The organism is Crassaminicella profunda (assembly GCF_019884785.1).
GTDB classification, from domain to species: Bacteria; Bacillota; Clostridia; order Peptostreptococcales; family Thermotaleaceae; genus Crassaminicella; species Crassaminicella profunda.
Genome location: NZ_CP082326.1, coordinates 2,570,681 through 2,596,786 on the forward strand (window position 1 = coordinate 2,570,681; position 26,106 = coordinate 2,596,786).

The 26,106-nt window shown below is 30.9% G+C and carries 24 protein-coding genes; 7 read left to right on the forward strand and 17 right to left on the reverse strand.

The genetic code is table 11. The features are described from left to right. Positions 1 to 280 precede the first annotated feature (280 nt). The 5 genes from K7H06_RS12190 to K7H06_RS12210 form a co-directional block, all read right to left on the reverse strand. Entirely contained in the window at positions 281 to 1,426 is a 1,146-nt protein-coding gene (locus tag K7H06_RS12190; protein ID WP_223036319.1) for an anti-sigma factor, read from the reverse strand. After that, positions 1,419 to 1,922 carry a sigma-70 family RNA polymerase sigma factor gene (locus K7H06_RS12195; RefSeq protein WP_223036320.1) on the reverse strand — a complete coding sequence of 168 codons (504 nt, stop codon included), beginning with the start codon at positions 1,920 to 1,922 and terminating at the stop codon, positions 1,419 to 1,421. The genes K7H06_RS12190 and K7H06_RS12195 overlap by 8 nt, the downstream gene beginning before the upstream one ends. A gap of 207 nt (positions 1,923 to 2,129) precedes the next feature. Continuing rightward, complete coding sequence (locus K7H06_RS12200; protein ID WP_223036321.1) at positions 2,130 to 4,085, reverse strand: GTP-binding protein; 1,956 nt, start codon at positions 4,083 to 4,085, stop codon at positions 2,130 to 2,132. Between the two features lie 254 nt (positions 4,086 to 4,339). Continuing rightward, complete coding sequence (locus K7H06_RS12205; RefSeq protein WP_223036322.1) at positions 4,340 to 4,762, reverse strand: universal stress protein; 423 nt, start codon at positions 4,760 to 4,762, stop codon at positions 4,340 to 4,342. Positions 4,763 to 5,137: 375 nt separating this feature from the next. Then, positions 5,138 to 5,569 (reverse strand): hypothetical protein, encoded by a 432-nt coding sequence (locus tag K7H06_RS12210; protein WP_223036323.1) that lies wholly within the window; start codon positions 5,567 to 5,569, stop codon positions 5,138 to 5,140. 258 nt (positions 5,570 to 5,827) lie between these two features. Between K7H06_RS12210 and K7H06_RS12215 the strand changes: the two genes are divergently transcribed. Beyond that, positions 5,828 to 6,040 carry a KTSC domain-containing protein gene (locus tag K7H06_RS12215; RefSeq protein WP_223036324.1) on the forward strand — a complete coding sequence of 71 codons (213 nt, stop codon included), beginning with the start codon at positions 5,828 to 5,830 and terminating at the stop codon, positions 6,038 to 6,040. A 58-nt stretch (positions 6,041 to 6,098) separates the two neighbouring features. Here the strand turns inward: K7H06_RS12215 and sstT are convergent, their stop codons facing one another. After that, entirely contained in the window at positions 6,099 to 7,334 is a 1,236-nt protein-coding gene (gene sstT / locus K7H06_RS12220) for a serine/threonine transporter SstT (protein WP_223036325.1), read from the reverse strand. A 490-nt stretch (positions 7,335 to 7,824) separates the two neighbouring features. Here sstT and K7H06_RS12225 point away from each other — a divergent pair, with 490 nt between their 5' ends. Beyond that, a complete protein-coding gene (locus tag K7H06_RS12225; RefSeq protein ID WP_223036326.1) occupies positions 7,825 to 8,217 on the forward strand; it encodes a cupin domain-containing protein in 393 nt (130 codons plus the stop codon). A gap of 27 nt (positions 8,218 to 8,244) precedes the next feature. On the opposite strand, the gene K7H06_RS12230 is transcribed toward K7H06_RS12225, so the two are convergent. Next, positions 8,245 to 9,075 (reverse strand): AraC family transcriptional regulator, encoded by an 831-nt coding sequence (locus K7H06_RS12230; protein ID WP_223036327.1) that lies wholly within the window; start codon positions 9,073 to 9,075, stop codon positions 8,245 to 8,247. Between the two features lie 672 nt (positions 9,076 to 9,747). Here K7H06_RS12230 and K7H06_RS21390 point away from each other — a divergent pair. Next, positions 9,748 to 9,870: a hypothetical protein gene (locus K7H06_RS21390; protein ID WP_281426001.1), complete on the forward strand. Its 123-nt coding sequence runs from the start codon at positions 9,748 to 9,750 to the stop codon at positions 9,868 to 9,870. A 126-nt stretch (positions 9,871 to 9,996) separates the two neighbouring features. On the opposite strand, the gene K7H06_RS12235 is transcribed toward K7H06_RS21390, so the two are convergent. Next, the gene (locus K7H06_RS12235; protein WP_223036328.1) at positions 9,997 to 11,091 is read right to left on the reverse strand and encodes a serine hydrolase domain-containing protein; all 1,095 of its coding nucleotides are present in this window, start codon (positions 11,089 to 11,091) and stop codon (positions 9,997 to 9,999) included. A gap of 120 nt (positions 11,092 to 11,211) precedes the next feature. Beyond that, positions 11,212 to 11,382 (reverse strand): 4Fe-4S binding protein, encoded by a 171-nt coding sequence (locus K7H06_RS12240; protein ID WP_223036329.1) that lies wholly within the window; start codon positions 11,380 to 11,382, stop codon positions 11,212 to 11,214. Positions 11,383 to 11,620: 238 nt separating this feature from the next. On the opposite strand from K7H06_RS12240, the gene K7H06_RS21395 reads away from it, so the two are divergent. Beyond that, positions 11,621 to 11,752: a hypothetical protein gene (locus tag K7H06_RS21395; protein WP_281426002.1), complete on the forward strand. Its 132-nt coding sequence runs from the start codon at positions 11,621 to 11,623 to the stop codon at positions 11,750 to 11,752. A gap of 111 nt (positions 11,753 to 11,863) precedes the next feature. On the opposite strand, the gene K7H06_RS12245 is transcribed toward K7H06_RS21395, so the two are convergent. After that, a complete protein-coding gene (locus K7H06_RS12245) occupies positions 11,864 to 12,172 on the reverse strand; it encodes a hypothetical protein (RefSeq protein WP_223036330.1) in 309 nt (102 codons plus the stop codon). A gap of 283 nt (positions 12,173 to 12,455) precedes the next feature. Then, positions 12,456 to 13,370 carry an RluA family pseudouridine synthase gene (locus K7H06_RS12250; protein WP_223036331.1) on the reverse strand — a complete coding sequence of 305 codons (915 nt, stop codon included), beginning with the start codon at positions 13,368 to 13,370 and terminating at the stop codon, positions 12,456 to 12,458. A 228-nt stretch (positions 13,371 to 13,598) separates the two neighbouring features. Between K7H06_RS12250 and K7H06_RS12255 the strand changes: the two genes are divergently transcribed. Continuing rightward, positions 13,599 to 14,411 (forward strand): NAD(+)/NADH kinase, encoded by an 813-nt coding sequence (locus K7H06_RS12255; RefSeq protein WP_223036332.1) that lies wholly within the window; start codon positions 13,599 to 13,601, stop codon positions 14,409 to 14,411. A gap of 36 nt (positions 14,412 to 14,447) precedes the next feature. Here K7H06_RS12255 and K7H06_RS12260 read toward each other — a convergent pair whose 3' ends face one another. The 5 genes from K7H06_RS12260 to K7H06_RS12280 all read right to left on the reverse strand — a co-directional run bounded on the left by K7H06_RS12260 (position 14,448) and on the right by K7H06_RS12280 (position 19,397). Beyond that, entirely contained in the window at positions 14,448 to 15,725 is a 1,278-nt protein-coding gene (locus K7H06_RS12260; RefSeq protein WP_246637524.1) for a dicarboxylate/amino acid:cation symporter, read from the reverse strand. A gap of 168 nt (positions 15,726 to 15,893) precedes the next feature. Then, the gene (locus K7H06_RS12265; protein ID WP_223036334.1) at positions 15,894 to 16,793 is read right to left on the reverse strand and encodes a response regulator; all 900 of its coding nucleotides are present in this window, start codon (positions 16,791 to 16,793) and stop codon (positions 15,894 to 15,896) included. Between the two features lie 13 nt (positions 16,794 to 16,806). Beyond that, positions 16,807 to 18,066, reverse strand: coding sequence for an ATP-binding protein (locus K7H06_RS12270; RefSeq protein ID WP_223036335.1), 1,260 nt, complete (start codon positions 18,064 to 18,066; stop codon positions 16,807 to 16,809). 12 nt (positions 18,067 to 18,078) lie between these two features. Continuing rightward, entirely contained in the window at positions 18,079 to 18,639 is a 561-nt protein-coding gene (locus K7H06_RS12275) for a hypothetical protein (protein WP_223036336.1), read from the reverse strand. A 119-nt stretch (positions 18,640 to 18,758) separates the two neighbouring features. Further along, positions 18,759 to 19,397 carry a hypothetical protein gene (locus K7H06_RS12280; protein ID WP_223036337.1) on the reverse strand — a complete coding sequence of 213 codons (639 nt, stop codon included), beginning with the start codon at positions 19,395 to 19,397 and terminating at the stop codon, positions 18,759 to 18,761. Between the two features lie 155 nt (positions 19,398 to 19,552). On the opposite strand from K7H06_RS12280, the gene K7H06_RS12285 reads away from it, so the two are divergent. Next, a complete protein-coding gene (locus tag K7H06_RS12285) occupies positions 19,553 to 20,056 on the forward strand; it encodes a D-glycero-alpha-D-manno-heptose-1,7-bisphosphate 7-phosphatase (RefSeq protein WP_223036338.1) in 504 nt (167 codons plus the stop codon). A 162-nt stretch (positions 20,057 to 20,218) separates the two neighbouring features. Then, positions 20,219 to 21,352: an MGDG synthase family glycosyltransferase gene (locus tag K7H06_RS12290; protein ID WP_223036339.1), complete on the forward strand. Its 1,134-nt coding sequence runs from the start codon at positions 20,219 to 20,221 to the stop codon at positions 21,350 to 21,352. Positions 21,353 to 21,398: 46 nt separating this feature from the next. Here the strand turns inward: K7H06_RS12290 and gltB are convergent, their stop codons facing one another. Beyond that, positions 21,399 to 25,895, reverse strand: a complete 4,497-nt coding sequence (gene gltB, locus K7H06_RS12295) for a glutamate synthase large subunit (RefSeq protein WP_223036340.1) — start codon at positions 25,893 to 25,895, stop codon at positions 21,399 to 21,401. Positions 25,896 to 26,106: the final 211 nt, after the last annotated feature.

The window sequence follows — 26,106 nt, forward strand, 5'->3', positions numbered from 1 at the left end:
AAATAAATATAATACTACTTGTAATTATATGTATGTTGTTATTTCGTATTTTAAAACTAGAATATTTATATCTAAAAATTCGTAATCTTTATATCTTATGCTGTTTGGCTTGTATATGTTCTGTTAAATACAAAAATCCTCTTTAGTTTTTTGCTAAAGAGAATTTCATAAAATCAATTATTCAATTTTTATCAAGATCGATCACAACGCTATTAATTTATTACACTTATTCCATTTTATTTTATATCCATACCCTTTGCTTATCTGCTATTTAATCTTCTTACCAATTCCACAACCTAACCTCACCAACCTCCATTCCCTTGATCCATTCTTCTTCCTTCAAATTTAATAGCTCTTTTGTTGGACCTGTAATCACCATGCCATATATTTTTACACCATTTTTCTGAATATAATCTATCTTTTCCTGGATATTTCGTGTTTTAAATGGAGCTACTTCAGACGCTATGGAATCATATTTTTTGATGAATTTTAAAGTTTTCATAAAATTTTCATTACGCACCTTACCACTTCCATATTTTTCAACTGTTGGAGCTGATCTGCTTTCTGTTACAGTCTTCGTGAAAAATCCTCCTTCTTCTTGTCTACTTTCCAAAATAAAATCATCATCATGCCATATAGGAGCCTCAGGGAACCCGATAGGATTCGTTATCATTTTCTCCTCATTCCCTGTGTCTACTGCAAACCATAGTAGATCTACATCTTTATCTATAAATTTTTTTAGTATCTCATCCGTTTCATAAAATTTATCTAAAGATAGATAAACTTCTGCAACAGTACCTTCTGGGAGTTTCTCAAGCTTTTTCCATTCTCTATGCATCCATTGATCTACAGAACCATTAGGATAATCAAATATAATTCGATGAGAATTATCAAAAATATATTTTAAATTTCGATTATTTAAACGTCCTAGAAAAAAATCATAATCTGCGTCTCCAATGATTATATCCTCTTTACCAACTCTTTTCACTAGCTTCTTTGCAATGGTTGCTGTTAAAAATGGATTTGGACCCATACTTGTTGATGTTGTACTTACATTAGGCTGTGTAATCCCTAAAGTAGATTCAATCACATCCTCATATATTTCAAGCCTAGTAGGTTCTCCACTATAATAAAATAATGAGGTGATAAAGCTAAATACTATAACAAGTACAATAAGCATACCTATACCAGTACAAGCATTTTGAATTCTAGCTTTCCATTTTCCAATTCTTAATATCTTTTTTTCATTCTTATGCCCATAAAATATTTCTTTATTTCTTTGATTCGTATCTTGTTCAACTTCTCCATCTAAAAATTCTTGGTATTGTTCAAGTTTTTCTAAGTCTTCTTCAATTTGTTTTTTCTCCTGTTTAGATAATTTTCCTTCTGTATAATCCTTTAACTTTTTCTTAAAATCATCATTCAAAACACTCATCCCTCTCTACTCTATCTCTTAGATGTTGTCTTGCCCTAAATAACAAGACTTTTATATAAGATAAACTTATATTCATAATCTCTGCAGCTTCTTTATAAGACAAATCATTGAAATCACAAAGTAATAGGACTTGTTTTTGTTTTTCTGGCAACTTTCCTATAAGATCTACAATCTCCTCATACTGCTCTTTTATTAAAAGTTTACCTTCTGGTGTTTTCCTATCAGCAATAGCATAAAAAAAATCATTACTTTTCACATAACTTCTACTGTTCTTTCTTACAAAGTCAATATATGCATTATGAGCTACTCTAAATAACCATGGCTTTACTTTATCATATGAACAATCCTCAAAATACAAATAGGCTCTAAAGAAAGTCTCTTGCATAATATCTTCTGCAACATGCTTGTTTCTGCAAAGTGATAAGAGATAATAATATATATCTTCCATAAATGCTTGATAAATCTCGTCTAATGTGTTTTTTTTCACTTATTATATCTCCTTTCACTCTATTAACGTATGAGAATAGAAAAAGTTACATTTTAATTTATATTTTAATAAAAGAAACAGTATATGGCTTATCACAAGCTACTATACTGTTCAATAATAGAGATTTTACAAATCTAATATTTATCAATTATTTTATTTTCAATTTTCATAATGGAATACTCTGGTTCTAGTCATTAAAATATAAAATTAATCTAGACAATGCATCTCACTTTCCGCTTGATCCCAAGATACTACATAACCTTGTCCTTTTGAACAAAAAATAGAAGAGGAAGTATACTCCATATCTGCATCCTTTTTATAACCAATTTTTTCAACCACCGCTTCTTCATTATGACAAGGATAGTACCCGCCAAAACTCAAGTGAATCATCCCTCGTCCTTGTGTAAAAGAAGCTAATTCTGTGCTATAGTTCATAAAATTCACCACTGGTACTTTTCCTGTTATGATTGCTTTATCTCCTACGGTTTTAGGAGGATCAAAAGTGCCATAAGATTTTTGTATATCTGATAATACTCTTCCTAAATGATCTAATTCCACTTTAATTTTAAAATCATAGAAAGGTTCAAGTAATACATTTTTTGCTTTTTCTAATCCTTGTCTTAATGCCCTATAAGTAGCTTCTCTAAAGTCACCACCACTAGTATGCTTATTATGCGCTCTTCCTGTTAGTAAAGTCACCTTTATATCGGTTATAGGTGCACCCGTTAATACACCATGATGCTCTCTTTCATAAATATGATGTCTAACTAAATTCTGATGCCCTGTTGTGAGATTATCAACATGACAAATATTTTCAAATGTTATACCACTATTTCTTTTAGTAGGTTCTAATTTAAGATGAACCTCCGCATAATGGCCTAAAGGTTCAAAATGCCCATAGCCATTTACAACTGTATTAATGGTTTCTTTATAGAGGATTTCAGGTATTCCAAATGTCACTATAAAACCAAATCGTTCTTTGATCAACGCTTGTAGAATCTCTAACTGAATAGTTCCCATCACATGAATATGAATTTCTTTTAGTTTTTCTTCCCATATGACATTTAAAGATGGATCTTCAGCATCTAATATTTTAAAGCTTTTTAAAACTTCTTTTACATTTAAAGATGAATCGAATATGACCTTAGATTTTAGAGTAGGTATCATCTCATAAACACCTTTTTCTTTCAAGTCTCCTACCCCATCACCTGCTGCTGCCGTTGTTACTCCTGTTACTGCAAAAACTTGGCCTGCTACTACTTTGTCCACCGTTTTAAATTTACTACCATTATAAACTCTTATTTGGGTGATTTTTTCGCAAATCCTATTGTCATCACCCCCATAACTCAACTCATCTCTTACCTTTAATGTACCCCTTATGGCTTTCATATAAGTGATTCTAGTCCCATTATCATCATGTCGTATTTTGTAAACTTTTCCTGCAAATTGTTTTTCATCAGAATAATATGTAACCGTTAATTGATCTAGTTGCTCTAAAAAACTTATAATTCCTATATCTTGTAGTGCAGAACCACTAGCACATGGATAAATTTTATTTTCTTTAATCATAGAACGTAATGCCTCTAACCATAAATCCTTATCATAATCTTCTTCCATATATTTTTCGAAAAGAAATTCATCTCGTTCAGCAATAAATTCTATCAACGCTTCTTTTATTTCCCCTTGATCAAAAGCATTTGTAATGGGACAAACATCATCTGTTAAATTCAATCGAATTTCTTCTAATACGCCCTCAACATCTGCACCCACTCTATCTGTTTTATTCAAAAAGAAAAAGGTAGGTACCTTATATTTTCTAAGTAGTTGCCACACCGTTTCTGTATGGGCCTGTACCCCTTCAACTGCACTGATAATCACTACCCCATAGTCCATCACCTGAATTGCTCTCTCCATTTCTGGTGAAAAATCCACATGTCCCGGTGTATCTATTAAATAATAATTTGAATCGTTATAATTTATAAGAGCTTGATCTGAAAATACTGTAATTCCTCGTTCTTTTTCTATATGATGACTATCTAAAAAAGCATCCTTATGGTCTACTCTTCCTCTTTGTCGAATACTTTTTGTATGATAAAGAAGTTGCTCAGAAAATGTTGTCTTTCCTGCATCTACATGGGCTAATATGCCAATCGTTTTATTCATTTTTCCACCTCAATATTTTGGTATAATTTATTATGTCAAAATAGCAAAAGTATACTTCTTTGTATTCTTTTTATTTTTAAGTATAACAACTAATTTTAGCAGTCATTTCTCTTCTAGTAAAAATTATACTATATCTTTATAATAATTTGTCCTATAAAAAATAGTCATTCTCATTCTTAATTCTATTTTAAATATTTTCCTTTCAAAAAAAAAATAGCAGAAAGCTATGCCTTCTGCAGCTATAATCATCTTCTTTATTTTACAATTACTACAGATTTATTCGAATAATTTGCTACCTTGTTTGAAACGCTTCCCATAAGTATTTTTTGTACTCGAGATAATCCTCTGCTACCTATGAAAATTAAGTCTACATTTTTTTCCTCTGCTGTTTCAATAATAACTGCTGCAGGGTTCCCAGTTTTAGTGATAGGATAGACATTTCCTTGGTACCCTTTAAAATAGTCTAAGCAATCTTGTAGCATCTGTTCTCCTATTTTCTGAAGGATTGTATCTGTATTTGGTAATTTCTGTGTATGACTATACATTCGACTAAGCTGGTCATCAACTACATAAAGAATCATCACATCTGATAAAAACTTTTCAGCTATCTCCTTACCTTTCAATAGCGCTTTTCTTCCATTATCCGATCCATCATAAGCAATTAATATTTTTTTCATAATATCTATCCTCCCTTCCTAGGTTTTATTGGTTAATAATTTATTATTTATATACCCTAAATAAATCATTATAACAAATTTTTATAAATGTAATATTTACCAAAAAACCTAAGGAACAGTTTCAATAACATAGGGCTACTGAATAACTGTTCCTTAGGTTTTCCCATTGGGGTTTGCTGGCTTAAATTTCATCGTATTGATATACTCACCCCTTTTATTTATTTAACAAAGGCCTATGATTTTAAGTTTTGATCCAGTACTTCGGTTCAAACTTATAAACCAGTTTCCTTTGATATTAAATATTTACCCATAATCATTATTCTAAAACACATGAAATTTAAAGTTCTTATCTTTAATCCTTTTAAATAGCTATTATCATTCTTTTATTCTATGATAGTACTCTTCATCCTTATATTTTTTCACATAAACTTCAAGAGTATCTCCTAAATTATAAATATCCCCTACTAAATGTCGATATTTATATTCTTTGATTATAATATCAAACCTATTGTTATTTTTATTTTCTATAACAATAACATATAAGTATGTAGAACCTAGATAAACATGCCCATTCGTACTTGATTCCCAACAATTTTTTGTATCCACTCTTTTGCTAACTACCCGCCCTTTTATTATAAATTTTTCCACATTCTTTTCTCTATTCTTCATCTTTATGTATTTAACCATATCAAATAATAAAATGACTATAGCGAATGCCAAAAAAAATTTTACGTTTGTAGGATCATTATCCACAAACTGCAAAAATATAAAAACCCCACACATTATAAAATACTTCTTAAAATTCATAATTTATTTTCTCCTTTTCGCCTTATAAACAAATTATACAAGATATTGGAATAAATTTCTAATTTTAATACTCAGACTCACCCTCCTCTACATATTTATGAAAAAAGACAAGCAAATAATTTTATATTTTATAATTTTTTTTTAAGCGACAACACCTTTCTACATTTTTTTGAATGTTCATTTAGTATAATTTACTTGTACCATTTTTATTTTGATGTGTCTTTTCAATATATAAAATCGGATAAAGGAGCGAATGAAATGACAAAAGTAAAGGTACATTCAAACACTATTCAATCTGTAGGTTATGATCCTACCAATCAAATATTAGAAATAACATTTGTTTCTGGTGAAACCTATCAGCATCATGGTGTTCCCCAAATTATTTATAACAATTTAATACATTCATCTGATATTGGATATTATCTTCATTATCATGTTCGAAATGAATATCCCTATGAAAGAATCCATTAATTTAAAAATAATAAAACAGGGTTAGCTAAGCTAACCCTGTTTTATTATTCTATATTTTTTATTTTTTAGAAATAACGATTTTCTTTCCTTCTTTTCTCCATTCTGCAAATTCAGAAACAGCAGTGAAAAGTGCATCTGTTGACGAGTTAAGTCCTGTTTCACAAGAGTCTTGAATAACCCCTATAATAAAGCCTACACCAACAACTTGCATTGCTACGTCATTTGGAATACCAAATAAACTACACGCAAGAGGAATTAATAATAATGAACCACCAGCTACACCTGAAGCTCCACACGCACTTACCGCTGAAAGTACGCTAAGAATTAATGCTGTACCCATATCTACATGAATGCCTAGTGTGTTAACTGCTGCAAGTGTTAATACAGAAATTGTAATAGCTGCACCAGCCATGTTTATAGTAGCACCAAGGGGTATAGATACTGAGTAAGTATCCTTATCTAACCCTAATTCTTCACACAAGTTCATATTTACTGGAATATTTGCAGCAGAGCTTCGTGTAAAGAAAGCTGTAATCCCACTATCCTTTAAACACTTAAATACAAGGGGATATGGATTTTGACGCATCATAACAAATGCCATAATTGGATTTATAACAAGTGCTACAAAAGCCATGCAACCTACCAATACAAGAAGTAAGTGGAAGTAGTCCATTAAAGACTCAATACCATTTGTAGCAATCGTATTAAATACTAAACCCATAATACCTAACGGCGCAAGGTTGATTACCCATTTTACGATTTGAGATAAAGCCTCTGAAGCATTAACAATCATTGTTTTTGTAGTCTCAGGTGCTTTTTTCAAGGCAAGTCCAAGAAGTAATCCCCAAGTTAAAATACCTATATAATTAGCATTAGCAAGGGCATGCACTGGATTATCAACAATATTCATGAATAATTTTTTTAATACCTCAACAACACCTTCTGGAGGAGCTATACTGTCGACACCTGCTACAAGTTTTAATGTTACCGGGAACATAAAACTTGCTACAACAGCAACAAGACCTGCTAAAAATGTTCCTAAAAGATAAAGAATTAGTACGGACTTCATATTTGTTTTTTGACCACTCTTATGTTGAGAAATAGCAGCCATTACTAAGAAAAATACCAATATAGGTGCAACGGATTTTAAAGCACCTACAAATAATGAACCCAAAATGACAATTGGTTGTGCTACCTTAGGAATCGTAACAGCTAAAACAATACCTACAATTAATCCTATAATAATTCGCTTAACCAAACTTAACTGATTCCATTTTTTTAATAAATCTGACATTTTGATTTTTCACCCCTATGCTCATTAATATTTTGCTGAATCTAATTGTATTCGCCTCGCAAACAATAGTACATAAATAAATGGCATTTTTGTTTTTGTCGAATTGAATACTCTCAAAATTCACACAATAACAAAATTTTATCATAAATCCTATTTAATTACAAGAATTTTCAATTACCTATTACTGCTACATTACAGAAATTGGCCTAAATTCAACTGCCTCCTTCCTTTTTATTATTCAAAATAATTAATAAAGATACTATGTAGTATAAATGAATCTACAACATTTTTCAATCTTTTTCGTAAAATTTGTTTATACATAACTTACATATGTTTTTAACACGAATACATTTATGTTATAAATATTCATTTTTGCGAATTTTCGAATTTTGAAAAATATAGGAATAGCAATATTATACAATACCTTATGATTCAAAAATATTACTCTATGAGTATAAACTTTCAAATTTATATTTTAGGAGGAATAATCATGTTTGAAAAAAATTTTATTGAAAACTTTGAAAAAAATAAGGTTAGTTATTTAGAAAAGGATGAGCAAATCATATCTTTAAAATGGCATCCCCACCCTACCTTTGAAGGCGTTTATCTTAAGCATCTTGTTCAAGGAGTAGAAACAAACAATCAGTTGAGTTGTCATTTAGTAAGAGTTGATCCTGGCTGCAAAATTGACACACATATTCATGAAGGAAAAATAGAAATCCATGAAGTCATTCAAGGAAATGGTGTTTGTCTTCTTGATAAGAAAAAAATTCCATATAGTCCTGGAAGTGTCGCTGTTATTCCAGCTGACTTAACACATAAAGTAGTTGCAGGTGATTCTGGTATATATATATTAGCAAAATTTACTCCTGCATTACTATAAAAATGAGGCAAAGTATAATTCTTTGCCTCATTTTATGATCTTATTCATTTTTACATATTGAGCAGGAGTAATGCCTACTATTTTCTTGAAAAATTTAGTGAAATGACTTTGATCAACAAATCCACTTTCATACGCTACAGAAGCAATATTTTTTCTTTTAAGCAGAAGTTTTTGTGCGTTTTTTATTCTAATTTGTATTTGATAATTATATGGTGAAATACCAATCTCTTTTTTAAACATCCTAGAAAAATGAAATTTACTAATTTTTGATATATTGGCTAATTCCCCTAGTGTAAAATTTTCAATATAATTTTCTTCAATATATCTACAGATTTTTTTCATATCTATATGAATTTTTCCTTTATCTCTATCTAATTCCTTCATATTTTCTCCATATAAAGAAATAATTTTTGATAATACCATAACAAGATCATATTCCTTTTTCAATAAGGCATCCAATTCTTCAATAACCTTATAAAGTTTAATAAGTTCATTAGATACCTCTTGATCCAACACACTTGAATATTTAAAATTTATTTTTCTTTTAAACATAGATTCAAAAACATCCTCCCTAAAGGAAAACACCAAATGGTTAAAACCATTTTCATCAAGTGCTCTTATTAAATGCACCTCTTGAGAATTAATAAAATATACACTCCCTTTTTCAAGGATGTGTTCTTCTCCCTTATGAAATAAAATCCCTCTTCCTTTTCTAATAGTTCCAATGCAAATTCTTTTATGTATGTGCAGTGGAAAGGCATTTGTCACATCTTCACCATAAACTATTTGAAGATCATTCAAATCCGAAATAGTTGAAAATTTTATATTTCCTTTTTTAGAATGATTACTTTTTCCCATAGTTTTAACTCCATTCTTATCTTGCTATAATAAATATATTTCCATTTGATTGAAAAATTTCCTTTATCAACTATAATTACATTTTATCATAATACTTTGCAACCCTCTATTCTCTAAAAAACAGAAATTTATTTAGTAACACATCCTTTAAAAATTGCATATTTTATAATTGTAAATCAAAAAGAAAAAAATTGGGCACTACCTTAATTCTTTTTTATAAAACATCCTGTTATTTATCACATATGTATTGTATATTACATAATCTATATTAGAAAAGGACAAGAAAATATCAAACTTACATATCTGATAAGGGAGGGATTAAAAAATGGCTGATGGTAGATGTGGTTTATTCAATAGTCGTGACGAATTATTATTTTTCTTCTTGCTCCTAGTAGTATTATTCTGCTGTCCTTACATGTGTGGTGGTTGTTAAAATAAAGAATTGGGATTTTTCCCAATTCTCTACATATAAACATATGCACCTAGATTTCTAACCAATTCTTATCTGATTTTATATAAAACCATTAGAATAATTATCCATTATCAAAGGCCTCTTTTTCAAGAGTCCTTTAATTTTATTTATGTAACACATCTATTGTAATCTGCATACTTTGTATTAGGACAAAAGAAAAAAGTTTAGTAAATACATAATCATAAAGGAGGTGCAAATAAATGGCTAATAGTCAATGTGGTGGAATTGGCGGTATCTTTGGAGGCTGCGATAGCAGTTTACTATTCTTTTTCTTGTTATTAGTAATATTGTTCTGCAATTGTTACGGCTATGGAAGATGTTAAAAAAGAATTGGGTTTATTCCCAATTCTCCCTACATAATTTTTCTATCAGCCATCTAGTTTTGCACCTTCCTCATGATCAGGAGAAATCCTGATCTACATATCTATCCCTTATGGAAAAATCCACACTTATATAGGTTTGCTATACATTTTTACAATAGGTTTCATATATTTCGAATACGTGTTTATAAAACTATTTGGTGCATTGTAATTTGTAAGGACTACTACCGTTAATTTTTCAGAGGGAATACGTGCTACTGCACTTCCAAATCCACAAGTTCCTCCTGCAAAACCTATTACCTTTCTACCATAGCTGAGATAATGGAACCAACCATATCCACATACATCTCCCTCTCCAGTAGGCGAACCACTTGAAAAAGCTTCATTTAACGTTTCTAAGCTTACCAATTTATCTGTATATAGGGCTTGATCCCATTTATAATAATCCATTAAAGATGTATATATCCCTCCATCTCCAAGAACAGCACTTACAAGACTCTGATCCCTTTCCATATATTTACCATTTATCTTCGTAGTTCCATAAGCTCTATTTTTCACTGTAGATATGCCCTTTTCATAGGCAACAGTATTGTTCATTTCTAAGGGATTAAAAATATTTTCTTCTAAAAAATCAGCAAATCTCATTCTAGAAACTTTCTGAACTACCATTGCAAGAAGAACATAATCAGCATCACGATATTGGAATTTGCTTCCCGGTTCACATTCAAGTCTATTTTGAACTTTATATAACTTCAATACATCTTCGTCCTTTACTTGTTCTTTCTGATCTTTAGAGATAATCTTTTGATAATCTATTAAACCTGATTGATGCTCTAATAAATTTTTTATAGTAATTTTCTTTCCGTAATCAGGAAAATCTGAAAATACATCTGTTAGCTTTGTATCATATTTTAAAAGCTTTTTTTCTTTTAAAATCATTATACTCATTGCTGTAAACGCCTTTGTCATAGATGCAATTCTATAATTAGTATATTCATTAGCAGGTATTTTCCTTTTCATATCTGCTAATCCATAACTTTTCTTAAATATTATCTCACCATTCTTTATAACCATAACACTTGCTCCTGGTCCATTGTCTATATTATTAAATTGTTTAAAAAGAAGATCCATCTTTTGTTCTTTACTTGCACAAAGTTGAAAAATTAGAATACCAGCAATACACAATAAAAGAATTTTAGGTAATTGTTTTATTAGTCTATTCATATGCCCTGCCCCCTCCCCTTTTATATGAATATTATATCATTTATGTAATATTTTGTAACTTTATGTTTATAAAATAAGAGCTTTTAGTCTAACTAAAGCTCTTATTTCACAAGTACTTTTCTATTTTATAATAATAGCCTTTGAAGGACAGGCAACAACACAAGAACGACACTTTATACATCTAGACATATCCACCATAATCTTATCTCCCTCTTCAATAGCACCAACAGGACATATTTCAATACACATTCTACACCCACTGCATTTACTTTGGTCTATCCTTATAATCATGAAAATCGCCTCCAATCTATTTAGATATGACCTTATTATTTTTTATCATCATCTTTTAAATGTTCATTCATGATCTTCAATTGCTCATGAATCATTTTAAAACTTTCCTTATTTTATATTCCACGTTCCAATAAATAATCCTTCAAATTTTTGGAACATATATCTTGTCATTTACATATTTTGTATTAGAACAAAAGAAAAGTATTCAAAATGATAATCATAAAGGAGGCATAATCCTATGGCAGATGCTCAATGTGGCGGTATTGGCGGTATCTTTGGTGGCTGTGATAGTAGTTTATTATTTTTCTTCTTGTTGTTAGTAGTATTATTCTGCTGCTGTCCGTACTTCGGTGGGGGCTATGGTTGCTAATTAAACACAAAAAGAATTGGGAGACTACTCTCAATTCTTTTTACATAATTATTTCACAATCTCTATCTATTATAATATCTCATGGCCAAGAACAATCCTGATCTATTTACTTTATTCCTTTCTTCTCAAATATTCCTTAAAACATATATATCTTTTATCTGCTGTTTCTAACTTTTGAAGTAAGTCACTTAACAGATCATGTGCATCTTTAATATCATATTCTAAATGCTTAATCTCATCACTATTTGTTATATTGTATATAGCTTGTTCCATATTCATAATCTTTTCTCTTATATGTACTACATCTTTTGTAATATCTGTAAGCTCTCTCTTTAGATAATCATCTGTTGATTCAACACCCATAGTTCTAACCATATCTACAATCGTTTCATAATACACTTTATAAATTGCATCTTTCATTTTTTTCACCCCTATATTGATCCTACCGTTCACATACTATAAACCTATATTTTAAATAATACCCACTTATAAGGACTTCATTCATACTATATTCATCAACAAACTCATCACAAAGCTTCGGTATATTATATCAATATTATACGCGAACATTCGTTCGCTGTAAATAACTTTATCATTACTATGTTTATTCAATTAAATTTTATCAAAACGTGGAACTAAACTAGTTAATTTTTTATAATAAAAAACAAGGGTTTAATTCTCTCAAATCCCTTGTTCTCAATATTTAGCTTAACTTCTCTATTAGCTCTTTGATATCTTTCGGTATAGGAGCTATTACTTCTATACGCTCATTGGTTCTTGGTTGATGAAAAATTAATTTTTCCGCATGTAGCGCTTGTCTTTTTATAAGATCTTCATCTACATATCCATATAATTCATCACCAATCAAAGGGTACCCAATATATGACATATGTACACGAATTTGATGCGTTCTTCCTGTTTCTAATTTCACTTTAATTACTGTAGCTTCCTCTAATCGATTGATAACATTATAATGAGTAATGGATGGCTGACCCTCATCATAAACTTTTCTTCGAATATCCTCCTCATCTGGTCTTCCTATAGGTTCATTAATAGTTCCTGTGTTTTCTTCTATAATCCCTTTTACTACAGATAGATATATTTTTTCTACTTTGTTTTGTTGCATTTGTTTTGACAATTCTTGCTGTGTATATGGATTTTTTGCAATGATAATAAGCCCTGAAGTATCCCGATCTAATCTATTTACAAATCTTATCTTAAAACTTTCACCCTTCTCTCTCATGTAATGAACGATAGCATTTGCCATAGTTCCTATGGGATGTCTTCTTGTAGGATGTACAACTATGCCTGGCTGCTTATTTACAATGAGTAAATCAACATCCTCATATACTACTTCTACTGGTATATCTTGAGGCTCAAACTGATTTGGTTCTTCTTCCATAGTTACTTCAACAAGATCTCCGCGTCGCAAAGTTGCATGGAATGAAATACGATTTCCATTAACTCGTATATTTTTCTTTCTTTTTGCCTTTCTTACTAATCTACTAGATAATCTCATTCGATCATACAATATTTCTTTTAATGATAATCCTGAACTTTCTTCGTCTACATGAAATGTTAATACATCTGAACGAATTTCATTTACTTCCCTTTTCAATCAATTCACCTACTATCTTCAAATGTCTATTTTTTATTATATTGTTTTCTTAGATTTCCGTCAATTTTTAATATTTTTCTAACATTAATATTTCCCTATCTAAAACTTTTAGACTAGTTTTATTTTATTTTAGCAATAATCTTTATATAGTCTATTCTGTTCTTTTATAAATATAGTAAATATGTTAAAATGTACTAAATATTTTAAAATGCTAAACGAGGTGATGTCATGAGCAATATCCAAACACGTATCGTAAATATTATATCTAACAATCGTCCTATTTCAAAAGAAACCAGTAGAGTTTTAAAGCACAAACTTGAAAAGAATGGTTTCTTCGTACCAGAAGAATTTGATCAAAACGCAGATTTAATTATATGTGTTGGAGGAGATGGTTCTTTTCTTCATACCTTACATGAAAATAATTTTCCCGACATGCCTATTATTGGAATCAATACAGGTCACTTAGGCTTCTTTCAAGAGCTATCACCTTATCAATTGGATGAATTTATTTTTCGCTATGAAAAAGGGGACTATATCATACAAGAACTTCATCCTGTAGAAGCACTAGTATGCACAAAAAGCCATTGTATTGAAATTATTGGAATTAATGAAATAGCTATAAAAGGTGACAAATCTAGAACCATTCATCTTAATATTTCATTAGATGATAGTTTTTTAGAAAAATTCAGCGGAGATGGTGTTTTAGTAGCAACCCCTACAGGAAGTACTGCTTATAATTATTCCCTAGGTGGAAGTATTGTAGATCCAAGGCTTAATCTACTACAAATCACCCCTGTAGCACCTATTTCTACTACTGCTTATCGTTCTTTTACCTCAAGTATTATTGTGCCTGAAGATTCTACTATAAAAATATTTCCTGAATACACTTTTGAAAACTCTATTTTAATCATTACAGACGGTATGGAACATAAGCACTATGAGATTGAAGAAATTCATTTAAGAATGTCTGACTTAAAACCTAAAATACTAAGATTAAAAGATTACGACTTCTGGAATAAAGTAAAAGAAAAGTTCTTATAAAAAATTGGGAGATAACCTTTGTTATCTCCCAATTTTTTATGCAATTACCTTTTCTTCTACTTCTGAATTATATATAGCTTCGTTAAATTCGCCTTCAGATTTTGCAATAATTACTGTACACATAGCATCTCCAGTAATGTTGATTGCTGTTCTACACATATCTAGAATTCTATCAATACCAATAATCATGGCAATTCCTTCTATTGGTAATCCAACAGCTTGAAGTACCATTGAAAGCATAATCAATCCAACTCCTGGAACCCCTGCTGTTCCTACTGATGCAAGAGTAGCTGTTAAGATTACTGTCAGTATATTACCCATTGTCAATTCAATTCCGTAAAGCTGTGCAATAAATATAGTGGCAACCCCTTGCATAATAGCCGTACCATCCATATTAATAGTTGCTCCTAGAGGAATAGTAAAGGATGCTATACTCTTATCTACTCCAAGCTTTTCTTCAACTGTTTCTAATGTAACTGGTAGAGTAGAACTTGAACTTGCCGTTGAAAATGCAACACCCATAGCTGGCCAGAATTTTTTAAAGAATGTCATTGGATTTAGTCTTGTAAGGGCTACTAGTAATCCTGTATACGTAAATCCTGCATGTAATAACAATGCAAATAATACACAGAACATATATTTTGCTAGTGGTGCCATAGCTTCAAATCCAAGACCTGAGAAAGTCTTAGCAATCAAGCAAAACACACCAAAAGGTGCTAAAAGCATGACAATCTCAACCATCTTCATCATTAAGTCATTCAACTTATCGAATGCATCTTTTACTGTTTTTAATTTTTCTCCTAACGCTGCAAGACCTGTGCCCATTAAAATTGCAAACACTATAATTTGAAGCATTTTTCCATCTGCCATTGCCGCGATTGGATTTTTAGGTACCATATCTACAACCACATCAACTAATGCCTTACTTTCTTTAATAGTTGGTTCACTTTTTACTAATGATGACATGTCTAGTCCAACCCCTGGTTGAACAACTAAAGCAAGACCAATAGCAATAGAAATAGCAACTGCTGTTGTTAAAAGATAAAATCCAATAGTTTTACTTCCCACTCTGCCAAGTTTTTTAATATCAGAAATGGACGCAGCACCATTAACTAAAGAAACAAATACCAATGGTACAACCATCATCTTGATAGCATTTAAAAAGACCTTTCCTACAAGGGTAAATACACCTCCTACTAAAATATTATCACGTACATAGGAAGGACCCATTTTGTTAAGAATAAGACCTGCAATAAGACCTAATATTAGTCCGATAAATATTTTGGTGGTTAAACTCATTTTTTTATTGTTCATACACATCCTCCTCTTTCTAATTTGTTAAGTTATTGTAATAATACATGGTTTCCTACAATTTCCGACAAATTCCGACGCAATGATACTGAGTTTATTTTTCATATTAGTGAATTATCTGACTACTATTAGCATATAAAAAGCCAAAACTTTAAAAGTTTTGGCTTTTTATTACTCACTTTTCAGTTCAACAATGATTCCTTCAATAAATTTTTTAACACTAATTTTTCCACCATAATTAGACTTTCCTCGAGCAAAATCCATTTGTTTTCTTACTTCTTTAAAATCAAACAATGTATTTGAATATCTGATAAACATTTCATTGCCATAGTCTTCAATACCCATGTTCGCAATATTTGCTAACGCTTTATTGATGGCCCTTCTAATTCTCTGTTCTATGGCACCTACATTGGATGAAGCATCGTGATCATCCTCATATCTTTTATTTAACATTTTATATAATTCTGATAATTTCTGATGTAATAATCTTTGTTTTTCTGTATCATCCTCTTCCCAAATTAACAAAATCATCTCAACAAGATCATTACTTCCAGCTTCTCCAAGAATCCCTAACTGAGAAAGTACCTTCTTAATTCGATCCCGTTCTGAAACAGTCTGTGTCTTCATGTTACTTTTATAATCTCTTAACATACTCATACTATGAAAAGCTTGTTCAAAAGAATTTATGACTTCATGCATGGTCAATTTTTCTTTTACTTTATTAATAATAGATATTACTTCCACCACATTAATAGGCTTATGAATAAAAAATTCAACACCCATGGTATATGCCTTTGACACGATTTCTTTGGATGTTACTTGTGAAATCATAATAAAGTTTGTATCAATATTCATTTTCTTTATTTCTGATACAATGCCAATTCCATCTACCCCAGGAAGTAATAAATCGACTAATACAATAGGAGGATTTAACACTTTAATATCCTTTATTGCATCCTTTCCATTATCTGATTCTCCAATTACCGTTCCTAAATCATACTGCTTAATAATGTTTTTTAAAACTCTCCGAATTCCTTTATCGTCATCTATAATATAAAATCTATCATTCACTTTACATCTTCCCTTATATTATTGTTTTCATTGGAATGGTTATAGTAAAAACAGTTTTTTTGTTTTTTTCTGATTCCACAGAAATTTTTCCATTAAAATGATTTTCAACAATATGCATTACATGGGTTAAACCTATTCCTGTGGACATTTCCCCAGTTATCCTATCAAATTTTGTGGAAAATCCAGGCTCAAAAACTAAATCAATATCTTCTTCTTCTATACCACTTCCATTATCTTGCACCTGCAATACACAGTTCTCTCCATCTATTTTCTCTGTAACGGTGATAACACCTACATCCTCTAATGATTCTATAGAATTAATAATCAAGTTATTTAATATTGAAATTAATGGATAAAATTGACTTATCTTGAAATCATTTTTATATTTAAATCTAAGAATAATATTTTTATTCTGTATATCAATAAACTTTTGTGTATTTCCTTTTATAATTTTAAAAATCTCTTCTATACTCATCAATAAGCTAGCATTTTCTTCTTGTAAGGTTTTTTCTATCCCTGTAACCACACGGATATAATCTTTTTTTATTTCATGTATATCTTTTGCTACCAATAAAGCCTCATCTCTTAAAGTAGACTGTTCTAGTTTCTCATATAAGTCATAACTTTTATTCATTGCATTTTCAATATCTAATGTGGATTTTCTTAAGAAAAACAATTCTGCTTTTAAATTCGCAATCAAAAGAACAAGTTCCCTATATTTTTTTTCTCTTTGTTCTCTATCATAACGATCCTTATAATAACTCACTCCATGGTAAATATAAATGGTAAACACAGCTCGAATCATCCCTATTAAAATAATGGCTAAAATTACTCTTTCAAAAGAATATACACCCATTTCCTTTCTCAAGAAAACTTCTACCATATTTGAAACACTGTCACAAAACCATAAAGATGCTGTAAACACAATAGATCTATTTAATTTATTTCGTATATCCAATATTTTAAATAGTATACCAAACAATATATAAAATATTCCCACAGGGTAATAAAGGGGGATTACTTGTTCAAGACTTACACTAGGATGAGATACCATATATACAAAACAACGGAATAAAAAAACCCATATGCCTACAATATTTGCAGCCGTAATAACAGAAATGTCTTTAAAGTAGATAAGTAAAAGCGAAAGTGTTACTACACCTAAAGAAAATCGAAAAGTTGTTGAAAAGGGACTTAAATAAATCTGTCCCATAAATACAGTTACCATAGAAATTACAAATAGCTTTTCTATTCTTTTTTTTACCTTTGTCAATATAACACCCTCTTAAATATTATAATTTAGAATGAGCTCCGTATTCGTTGATTTTTCATTGACAATCAAAAAATGGCTATAGTGTAATTCACAGTGTTCTACTAATTCTTTCATACTACATTTACGATTCTGTACTTCTAATACATTTACCAAAACTTCATCCCATCCAAAATAAGTTAATCGATCTACTGCATCCTTACCAATTAATTCTGCAGGAACAGAGCCAAATACATTGCCTCTTAACACTTCATGATTTTGCCAAAAACGATTATGTACATCTAATGCTTTTGCATCTTTTAATTCTGAAGTTCTTCTTTCAGCAAATTCTTCTAAATAAGTACCTTCATAATAATCTTTTCTTAATACAGGCTTATATACAAAAGGAATTGTATTGATTTCTTCTAATTTTATGTCATTGGATATTTTCTTTTTTTCTTCTAATTCAAGTTTTATGTTTCTACAGGTATGGATCATTTCATCCATCAATTTTTCCAACTGAAGTTTATTTCCAACTGCTGATGCTCTCTCAATTTGATCTGCAATTTTTTTTATGTCATTTGTACTTCCTTTCATGAAAATCCCCTTCCAAAACTATAATAAATACCCATGCTTTATTATAGCACTAAAGCATGAAAAAAGGACTATTTTGATAAAAAATTAGGTATTGTTGGGTAAAAAGTCCCCCAATATCTTTATGTTCTTTTTATCATTTCTTCAAATTTAGCATCTACTTCTCCTTCTGACCAACTATTAAAAAATTTACCCATCTTATAAAAATATAACTCCTTCGTTTTTTGTATAAACTTCCAAACGCCTGTGGAAAATTCATACTCGCCTTTGCTTAACACATCTTCAATAATACGGGTATTTTCATCATATAGTTCTTTATAAGTCTCCTTTAAGCTTTTATACTCTAGCCCCATTTTAAGATAAGTATCTATGGCCATTGCTTTGAGCATCCATCTATAATGATTTAGTCCTTTGATAAACAGCTTTGTATAATATTTTTCCTTTATAAATATAATGGTCTCTATGTCCTCTGTTACCTTGTATTCTTTTTCTAAATTAGCAAATAGATGTTGATCAATGGGGATGTATCCTTCTTTTTCAAAAGGTTTTATGAGTACATTGATCATCTCTGCATTCTTAAGGTTTTCTAAAATACTGTCCAATATTTCCTCATCTAATTCCTTATCTAAATCTAAATTATATATAATATCTCTAAATATTTCTTCATTTACCCAGATCCAATCTATATCTTTAAAAGAATTTATATCAAAAATCTCCTGTAGTGAAGCATGTGCTATTTTTTCCAAAATAAAAGTTTTCAAATAATCACCACCATAAAATTCTATTTTACACAGCTTGCATAAATATAAAACATATTTTAACATAACCTTAAGTTAAATACCATGGTTCTATGAATAATATAATCAAATTATCAAAAATTATTAGTATAGTATTTTAAATAAAAAGGGAGGTACTTATGAAAAAAGCTATATTTTTAGACAGAGATGGAGTTATTAATGATAACAAAAAACCTGTTAACAAACCAAAAGACCTAATATTTTATCCTTGGACCATAGAAGCACTTAAAATATTAAGCAAAGCAGACTTTATGTTATTTATTGTAACCAACCAAGGTGGCATAGAAATGGGATATTTTACAGAAAATGATTTAAAAGCTATTCATGATGAAATGATGCGCATATTTAGATTAGAGAATATTGTTATTGATGACATTGCATACTGCCCTCATTTTAAAACCAAATGTGAATGTCGAAAGCCATCTCCTGGAATGCTTCTAAGCCTTGCAAAGAATCATCATATTGATCTTAATGCCTCCTACATGATAGGAGATCGTGAAATGGATATAACAGCTGGTTTTGAGGCTGGATGCACTACTATAAAAATCGGAAAACCATGTAATCATGCGCATCATACTGTTGATAATTTATTAGAAGCTGCAAACCTTATCATGGATCTTTAACAGATTAGAAAAATCCCTAATCTGTTTTTAAATTTCTTTTGCCACATGAGCATATGCCATAGCATAATGCGAATTTTTTCTTTAAAAATAGTATAATTTCTTTAGATAATGGTTAAAACTTTACATAAAAATGGTATAATGTTCATTTGGGAGGTAAGTTATATGAATATACTATTTTTTACTGTATCAGCAGGAGAAGGTCACAATCAAGTTGCTAAAACTGTTGCTGATCATATTAAAAATCGTTGTCCTCATCACAATATAAGAATCATTGATACTTTTAACTATATGCACCGTCATCTTCATAAAATAATTATTGAAACTTATATGAAATCTATTAAATATATGCCTGCTTTGTATCGATTCATTTATAATCGTTCAGAGTATACAGATAGTTCTATTTCTGATGTAAGTGAATTTTTAAATCAAATATTATTGTCAAGAAAGCTTTCAAAATTACTAGCAGATTTCAAACCTGATGTAATTGTATGTACCCATCCATTTCCTGCAGAAGCTTTATCTGTTATGAAACGAAAAGGGAAAATCAATATACCATTAGTTACAATCCTTACAGACTATACAATCCACCCTAGCTGGATTAATAAAGAAGTTGATTATTATATTTTTCCCTCTGAAACCTTTGCATACCAGTTTCAGTATTGGGAAATTCCAAAGGAAAAAGCTAAATTTTTTGGTATCCCAGTAGATGAAAAATTCAAAAACTGTCCTGATCGAAATCAATTGTGCTCAAAGCTTCATATCAAAAACACATTCACAGCACTGATTATGGGCGGAGGACTTGGACTTGGTAATATTACAGAAACTTTAAATTATCTATTTACTTATAATGTTCATATTCAATTATTAGTTGTTACAGGTAAAAATGAAGAATTGTATCACTATCTTTCAAAAAATAATCGTCCTAATGTAAAAGTATTTGGGTATGTGAACAATATAGATGAACTCATGAGTGCATCTGATTTAATCATTACAAAACCTGGTGGAATAACGGTTACCGAATCCCTTAATAAAGAACTTCCTATTATCGTCACCTCCAAACTTCCAGGTCAAGAGGAGCGAAATACAGAATTCATATTAAATAATGGTATCGGCATGGTAGCCAACAGTCCTAATTCTCTTATTTCTTGTATTAATCTACTAAAAGAAGATCAAGAAAAATACCATATTTTTAAACAAAATATGGCTCGACTAAAAAAACCAAATGCTACAAAAGATATCGCTGAATTTTTACTAAGCTTATGTACAGAAAAAAATTATACAGTAGATATTATCTAAAGGTAAAAGAATCCTTCTTGATCAAATCAAGAAGGATTCTTTTCTACTAACATTCTTTTAATTTCATTTCATAAATAGGAGAAATTACTTTTACAAATTTGTTTATATATTCATTCCAATGATCAAGAATCACCTTTCCCTTAGCACTCTTTGTATATGCATAATGATTCTTTACAAGTTTTTTCACTACTTCTTTGTCCTGATCCTCTAAAGATTTGATCTCAACAATTTGTTTATTACACTGACCATGAAAATCTCCATTTTCATTAAGAACATAGGCTACACCACCACTCATTCCAGCTCCAAAATTTCTCCCTACAGATCCTAAGATCACTACCGTTCCTCCTGTCATGTACTCACATCCATGATTTCCAATACCTTCTACAACTGCTACAGCCCCACTATTTCTAACACAGAATCTTTGCCCAACTAAACCTTGAATATAAGCCTCACCTGATGTTGCCCCATAAAGCAATGTGTTTCCTGCAATCATATTATCCTCTGGAATAAATGTTGCTTTCTTTGGTGGTACTAAAATAATTTTTCCACCTGATAACCCCTTACCAAGATAATCATTTGCATCGCCCTCAAGGATTAATGTAAGTCCCGTTGCTGCAAAAGCACCAAAACTTTGTCCTGCTGATCCTTCAAAATTTAGGGTAATGGTATCCTCTAAAAGCCCCTCATCTCCATATTTCTTTGCAATTTCGCCACTTAGCATGGTCCCCACTGTTCTATCTGTATTTTTAATTTTGAATTTAGCCTGAACTTTCTCTTCTTTCTCAAGAGCTCCTTTTGAAATTTTTATTAACTCTCTATCTAAAATATCATGAATTTTATGATCTTGAAGCGTTGTACACCTGTCAATAATTCGAGATGGAATTTGTGGTCTATATAATACTGCTGACAAATCCACATCCTTTAACTTGTCTTTTTTCATTTCCTTAGCTTTTAATACATCTACTCTTCCAATCATCTCATCTATTGTTTTAAATCCTAGCTCTGCCATAATTTCTCGAGTTTCTTGTGCAATAAATCTTAAATAACGAATCAAATGTTCTACTTTTCCACTAAATCTTTCTCGTAATGCATCATCTTGTGTTGCAATACCTGCTGGACATCTATTTAAATGACATTGTCTACACATAATACAACCAAGAGACACAAGAGCAGTCGTTGCAAAGCCATATTCTTCTGCTCCAAGAAGAGCTGCAATCACTACATCTCGTCCTGATCTCATCTTTCCATCAACTTGTATGGTAATTCTACTTCTCAAATTATTTAATAAGAGTGTCTGTTGGGTTTCAGCAAGACCCAACTCCCATGGAAGCCCTACATATTTCATAGAACTCATTGGAGATGCTCCTGTTCCTCCATCATGACCACTAATCATAACAACATCTGCATATCCTTTTGCAACACCTGCTGCAACTGTTCCTACCCCAGCTTCAGCTACCAATTTCACATTTACTCTTGCAGAAGGATTGGCATTTTTTAAATCAAATATTAATTGTGCTAAATCTTCTATAGAATAAATATCATGATGTGGCGGTGGAGAAATCAAATCTATTCCTGCCATAGCATGACGAACCTTGGCAATTTCTGATGTAACTTTATTTCCCGGCAAATGTCCACCTTCTCCAGGCTTTGCCCCCTGGGCCATTTTAATTTGCAATTCATCACAATTCACAAGATAATTGGTCGTTACACCAAATCTTCCTGATGCCACTTGTTTTACAGCACTTCTTAAATGATCTCCATTAGGTTTTACTATATATCTACTAGGGTCTTCTCCCCCTTCACCTGAGTTACTACTTGCTCCTATCCTATTCATGGCAATAGCTATAGTTTCATGAGCTTCTTTACTAAGAGATCCAAAAGACATACCCCCTATTGTAAATCTCTTTAAAATATTTTCTATGGGTTCAACCTCTTCAATAGATATGCCTTCTCTATTTTTAAATTGTAATAATCCACGAATAGTTGCTATTTTTTCATTTTGTTCATTTACCTCTTTTGCATATCCTTTATAGAGGTAATAATCATTCTCTAAACATGATTTTCTCAATCTTTTTACTACTTCAGGATTCAAAATATGATATTCTCCGTCTTTTTTGTAAGACAATTCTCCTCCAATATCTAGCGTTGTGTCTAATCGGCCTGCCTTTTCATAAGCAGCTACGTGTCTTATAATTACTTCTTTAGCAATCCCCTCTAAGTCCATTCCAGATAATTGAGCGGGAGTATCTGTAAAATATGCATCAATTACATTTTGATTGACCCCTACAGCCTGGAATATTTGAGCTCCATTATAGCTTTGCAAAGTTGAAATTCCCATTCTTGAAATAATTTTTAAAAGTCCTGCTGAAATAGCTTTGCAGTAATTTTCAAATCCTTCATCTATACCATGAATATTTTTTACATATTTTTTATTTTCTATCATTTTTCCAATCACATCATATACCATATATGGATTAACAGCCTTTGCCCCATATCCAATTAAAAGGGCTATATGCATAACATCCCTTGCATCTCCAGCTTCTACAATCAAATCAACGGACGTTCTTAATTTCTTGCGTATCAAATGATGATGAACTGCTCCTAGGGAAAGCAAACTTGGTATAGGAGCATTATATCTTCCTATGCTTCGATCACTTAATATAAGAATATTACATCCTTCTCTCACACTTTCTTCTGCTCGTTTGCAAAGATAATCTAAAGCTTTTTTTAATCCATTCTCTCGATCAATCTCAAAGGTTATTGGAATGGTAATAGCTCTAAAATCATCATTATTTAAATGTCTAATATCTTCCATTTGTCGATTACATAAAATAGGTTGCTTCATCTCTATATATTTGTGTTCTTTTTCTATTTCTATTTCATCTAAAAGTCTTCCATGACCTCCAATAGACTGAGTTAAAGACATAATAATTTCTTCTCTAATAGGATCTATTGGGGGATTAGTAACTTGAGCAAAGGTTTGTTTAAAATAATTGAAAAGAAGTTGAGGTCTCTCAGATAAAATAGCCAATGGAATATCCATTCCCATAGATCCTATAGGCTCTTTCCCATTTTCGGCCATATACCCAATCACTCTTTGCATTTCTTCTTCTGTAAAACCAAAAACTTTCTCCTTTAAAAGAATCGTTTCTTTTCTCATTTTTTTAATTTCATAAGATTCTTTTATATCATCAAGAATGATTTTATTTTTCTTAATCCATTCTGCAAATGGCTTTTTCTGAGATGCTGCCCATTTTATTTCATCATCTGAAATAATTCTCCCTTCTTCTGTATCTATTAAAAGCATCTTTCCAGGCTCAATACGACCCTTTTTAGCAATATTTTCTTGCCTTACTTCAACAACCCCAATCTCTGATGCCATAATAACCATTTCATCCTTCGTAATAAGATAGCGGGCAGGTCTTAATCCATTTCTATCTAGTGTTACCCCTACCTTTATACCATCACTAAAAGCAATAGTAGCAGGTCCATCCCAAGGTTCCATCAGTCTTGCAAAATACTCATAAAAGCCTCTTTGATTTTCATCCATTTTTGAATCATTCTGCCATGCTTCAGGGATTAACATCATCATTACATTTTCCATAGGATGTCCATTAGCAGTAAAAAGCTCTACTGCATTATCTAATGATGCAGAATCACTTCCCCCTGCTTCAATAACAGGCAAAATTTTATTAAACTCTTCTCCAAATAGCTTAGAATGCATTACCCCTTCTCTAGCATTCATCCAGTTAATATTTCCTCGTATAGTATTAATCTCACCATTATGGGCTAAATATCTAAAGGGCTGTGCTAGCTTCCAAGATGGAAATGTATTTGTACTGTATCTTTCATGAACAATAGCGATTGCAGTTTTCATGGTTTCATCCTGCAAATCCAAATAAAACTCATCTAACTTATATCCTAAAATCTGCCCTTTGTAAATCATCGTATTACTAGATAAGCTACAGATGTAAAAACTTTCTGTATACGCTCTTTTACATTCCAAAATCATATTTTGAACACGCTTTCTAATCATCAATAGCTTTCGTTCAAAACTTTCCTTTTTCTGATTATTTCTATCAATAAATACCTGCATCACCACAGGTCTCGTTGCTCTAGCTGATTCTCCACAAGCCTTTTCATTTACAGGTACTTCTCTCCATCCAAGGAGTTTTTGATTTTCCTCTTTTAATATTCTCTCAAATATTCCTTCACAAAAAAGTCTAGCATTAGGATGTCTTGGTAAAAAAATCATCCCTACTGCATATTCTCCAGCATCCGTTAATTTGACCCCTAATTTTTCTGTTTCTTTTTTTAAGAATTCATGGGGAATTTGTAACATGATACCAGATCCATCACCAGTGCTTTCATCAGCACCTACAGCTCCTCTATGCTTTAGGTTTTTTAATATTTCCAATGCCTGATTTAATATTTGATGGCTTTTTAATCCCTTAATATTTGCTATAAATCCAACACCACAATTATCTTTTTCTAAATTGGGATCATATAAACCTTGTTTTTCTGGTAATCCATTCCTATTCATATTTCGTCTCTTCCCTTCCATGTTTTTATATCCATGCAAATGGTTTTGTGCATTGTATACTTTTCTGAATTTTTTGTATTGTGCAAGATTATAGCATACATCTCTACATTTTTCAACATTTCCGAACAAATTTATCTACATTATTTTTTCCTTATATTAGGAAAACGATTGCAAATATATACTAAAAAAACCAGAGAATTTTTTTCTCTGG

Bases quoted from the DNA above. Each gene is read 5' to 3' on its own strand.
- K7H06_RS12230 (WP_223036327.1), bottom strand. From the start codon at position 9,075: ATGGGAAAAAGTAATCATTCTAAAAAAGGAAATATAAAATTTTCAACT.
- K7H06_RS12205 (WP_223036322.1), bottom strand. From the start codon at position 4,762: ATGAAAAAAATATTAATTGCTTATGATGGATCGGATAATGGAAGAAAA.
- K7H06_RS21390 (WP_281426001.1), top strand. From the start codon at position 9,748: ATGGCTAATAGTCAATGTGGTGGAATTGGCGGTATCTTTGGAGGCTGC.
- K7H06_RS12200 (WP_223036321.1), bottom strand. From the start codon at position 4,085: ATGAATAAAACGATTGGCATATTAGCCCATGTAGATGCAGGAAAGACA.
- K7H06_RS12225 (WP_223036326.1), top strand. From the start codon at position 7,825: ATGTTTGAAAAAAATTTTATTGAAAACTTTGAAAAAAATAAGGTTAGT.
- K7H06_RS12245 (WP_223036330.1), bottom strand. From the start codon at position 12,172: ATGAAAGATGCAATTTATAAAGTGTATTATGAAACGATTGTAGATATG.
- K7H06_RS12290 (WP_223036339.1), top strand. From the start codon at position 20,219: ATGAATATACTATTTTTTACTGTATCAGCAGGAGAAGGTCACAATCAA.
- K7H06_RS12235 (WP_223036328.1), bottom strand. From the start codon at position 11,091: ATGAATAGACTAATAAAACAATTACCTAAAATTCTTTTATTGTGTATT.
- K7H06_RS21395 (WP_281426002.1), top strand. From the start codon at position 11,621: ATGGCAGATGCTCAATGTGGCGGTATTGGCGGTATCTTTGGTGGCTGT.
- K7H06_RS12285 (WP_223036338.1), top strand. From the start codon at position 19,553: ATGAAAAAAGCTATATTTTTAGACAGAGATGGAGTTATTAATGATAAC.
- gltB (WP_223036340.1), bottom strand. From the start codon at position 25,895: ATGAATAGGAATGGATTACCAGAAAAACAAGGTTTATATGATCCCAAT.
- K7H06_RS12240 (WP_223036329.1), bottom strand. From the start codon at position 11,382: ATGATTATAAGGATAGACCAAAGTAAATGCAGTGGGTGTAGAATGTGT.
- K7H06_RS12210 (WP_223036323.1), bottom strand. From the start codon at position 5,569: ATGAATTTTAAGAAGTATTTTATAATGTGTGGGGTTTTTATATTTTTG.
- K7H06_RS12260 (WP_246637524.1), bottom strand. From the start codon at position 15,725: ATGAACAATAAAAAAATGAGTTTAACCACCAAAATATTTATCGGACTA.
- K7H06_RS12255 (WP_223036332.1), top strand. From the start codon at position 13,599: ATGAGCAATATCCAAACACGTATCGTAAATATTATATCTAACAATCGT.
- K7H06_RS12215 (WP_223036324.1), top strand. From the start codon at position 5,828: ATGACAAAAGTAAAGGTACATTCAAACACTATTCAATCTGTAGGTTAT.
- sstT (WP_223036325.1), bottom strand. From the start codon at position 7,334: ATGTCAGATTTATTAAAAAAATGGAATCAGTTAAGTTTGGTTAAGCGA.
- K7H06_RS12275 (WP_223036336.1), bottom strand. From the start codon at position 18,639: ATGAAAGGAAGTACAAATGACATAAAAAAAATTGCAGATCAAATTGAG.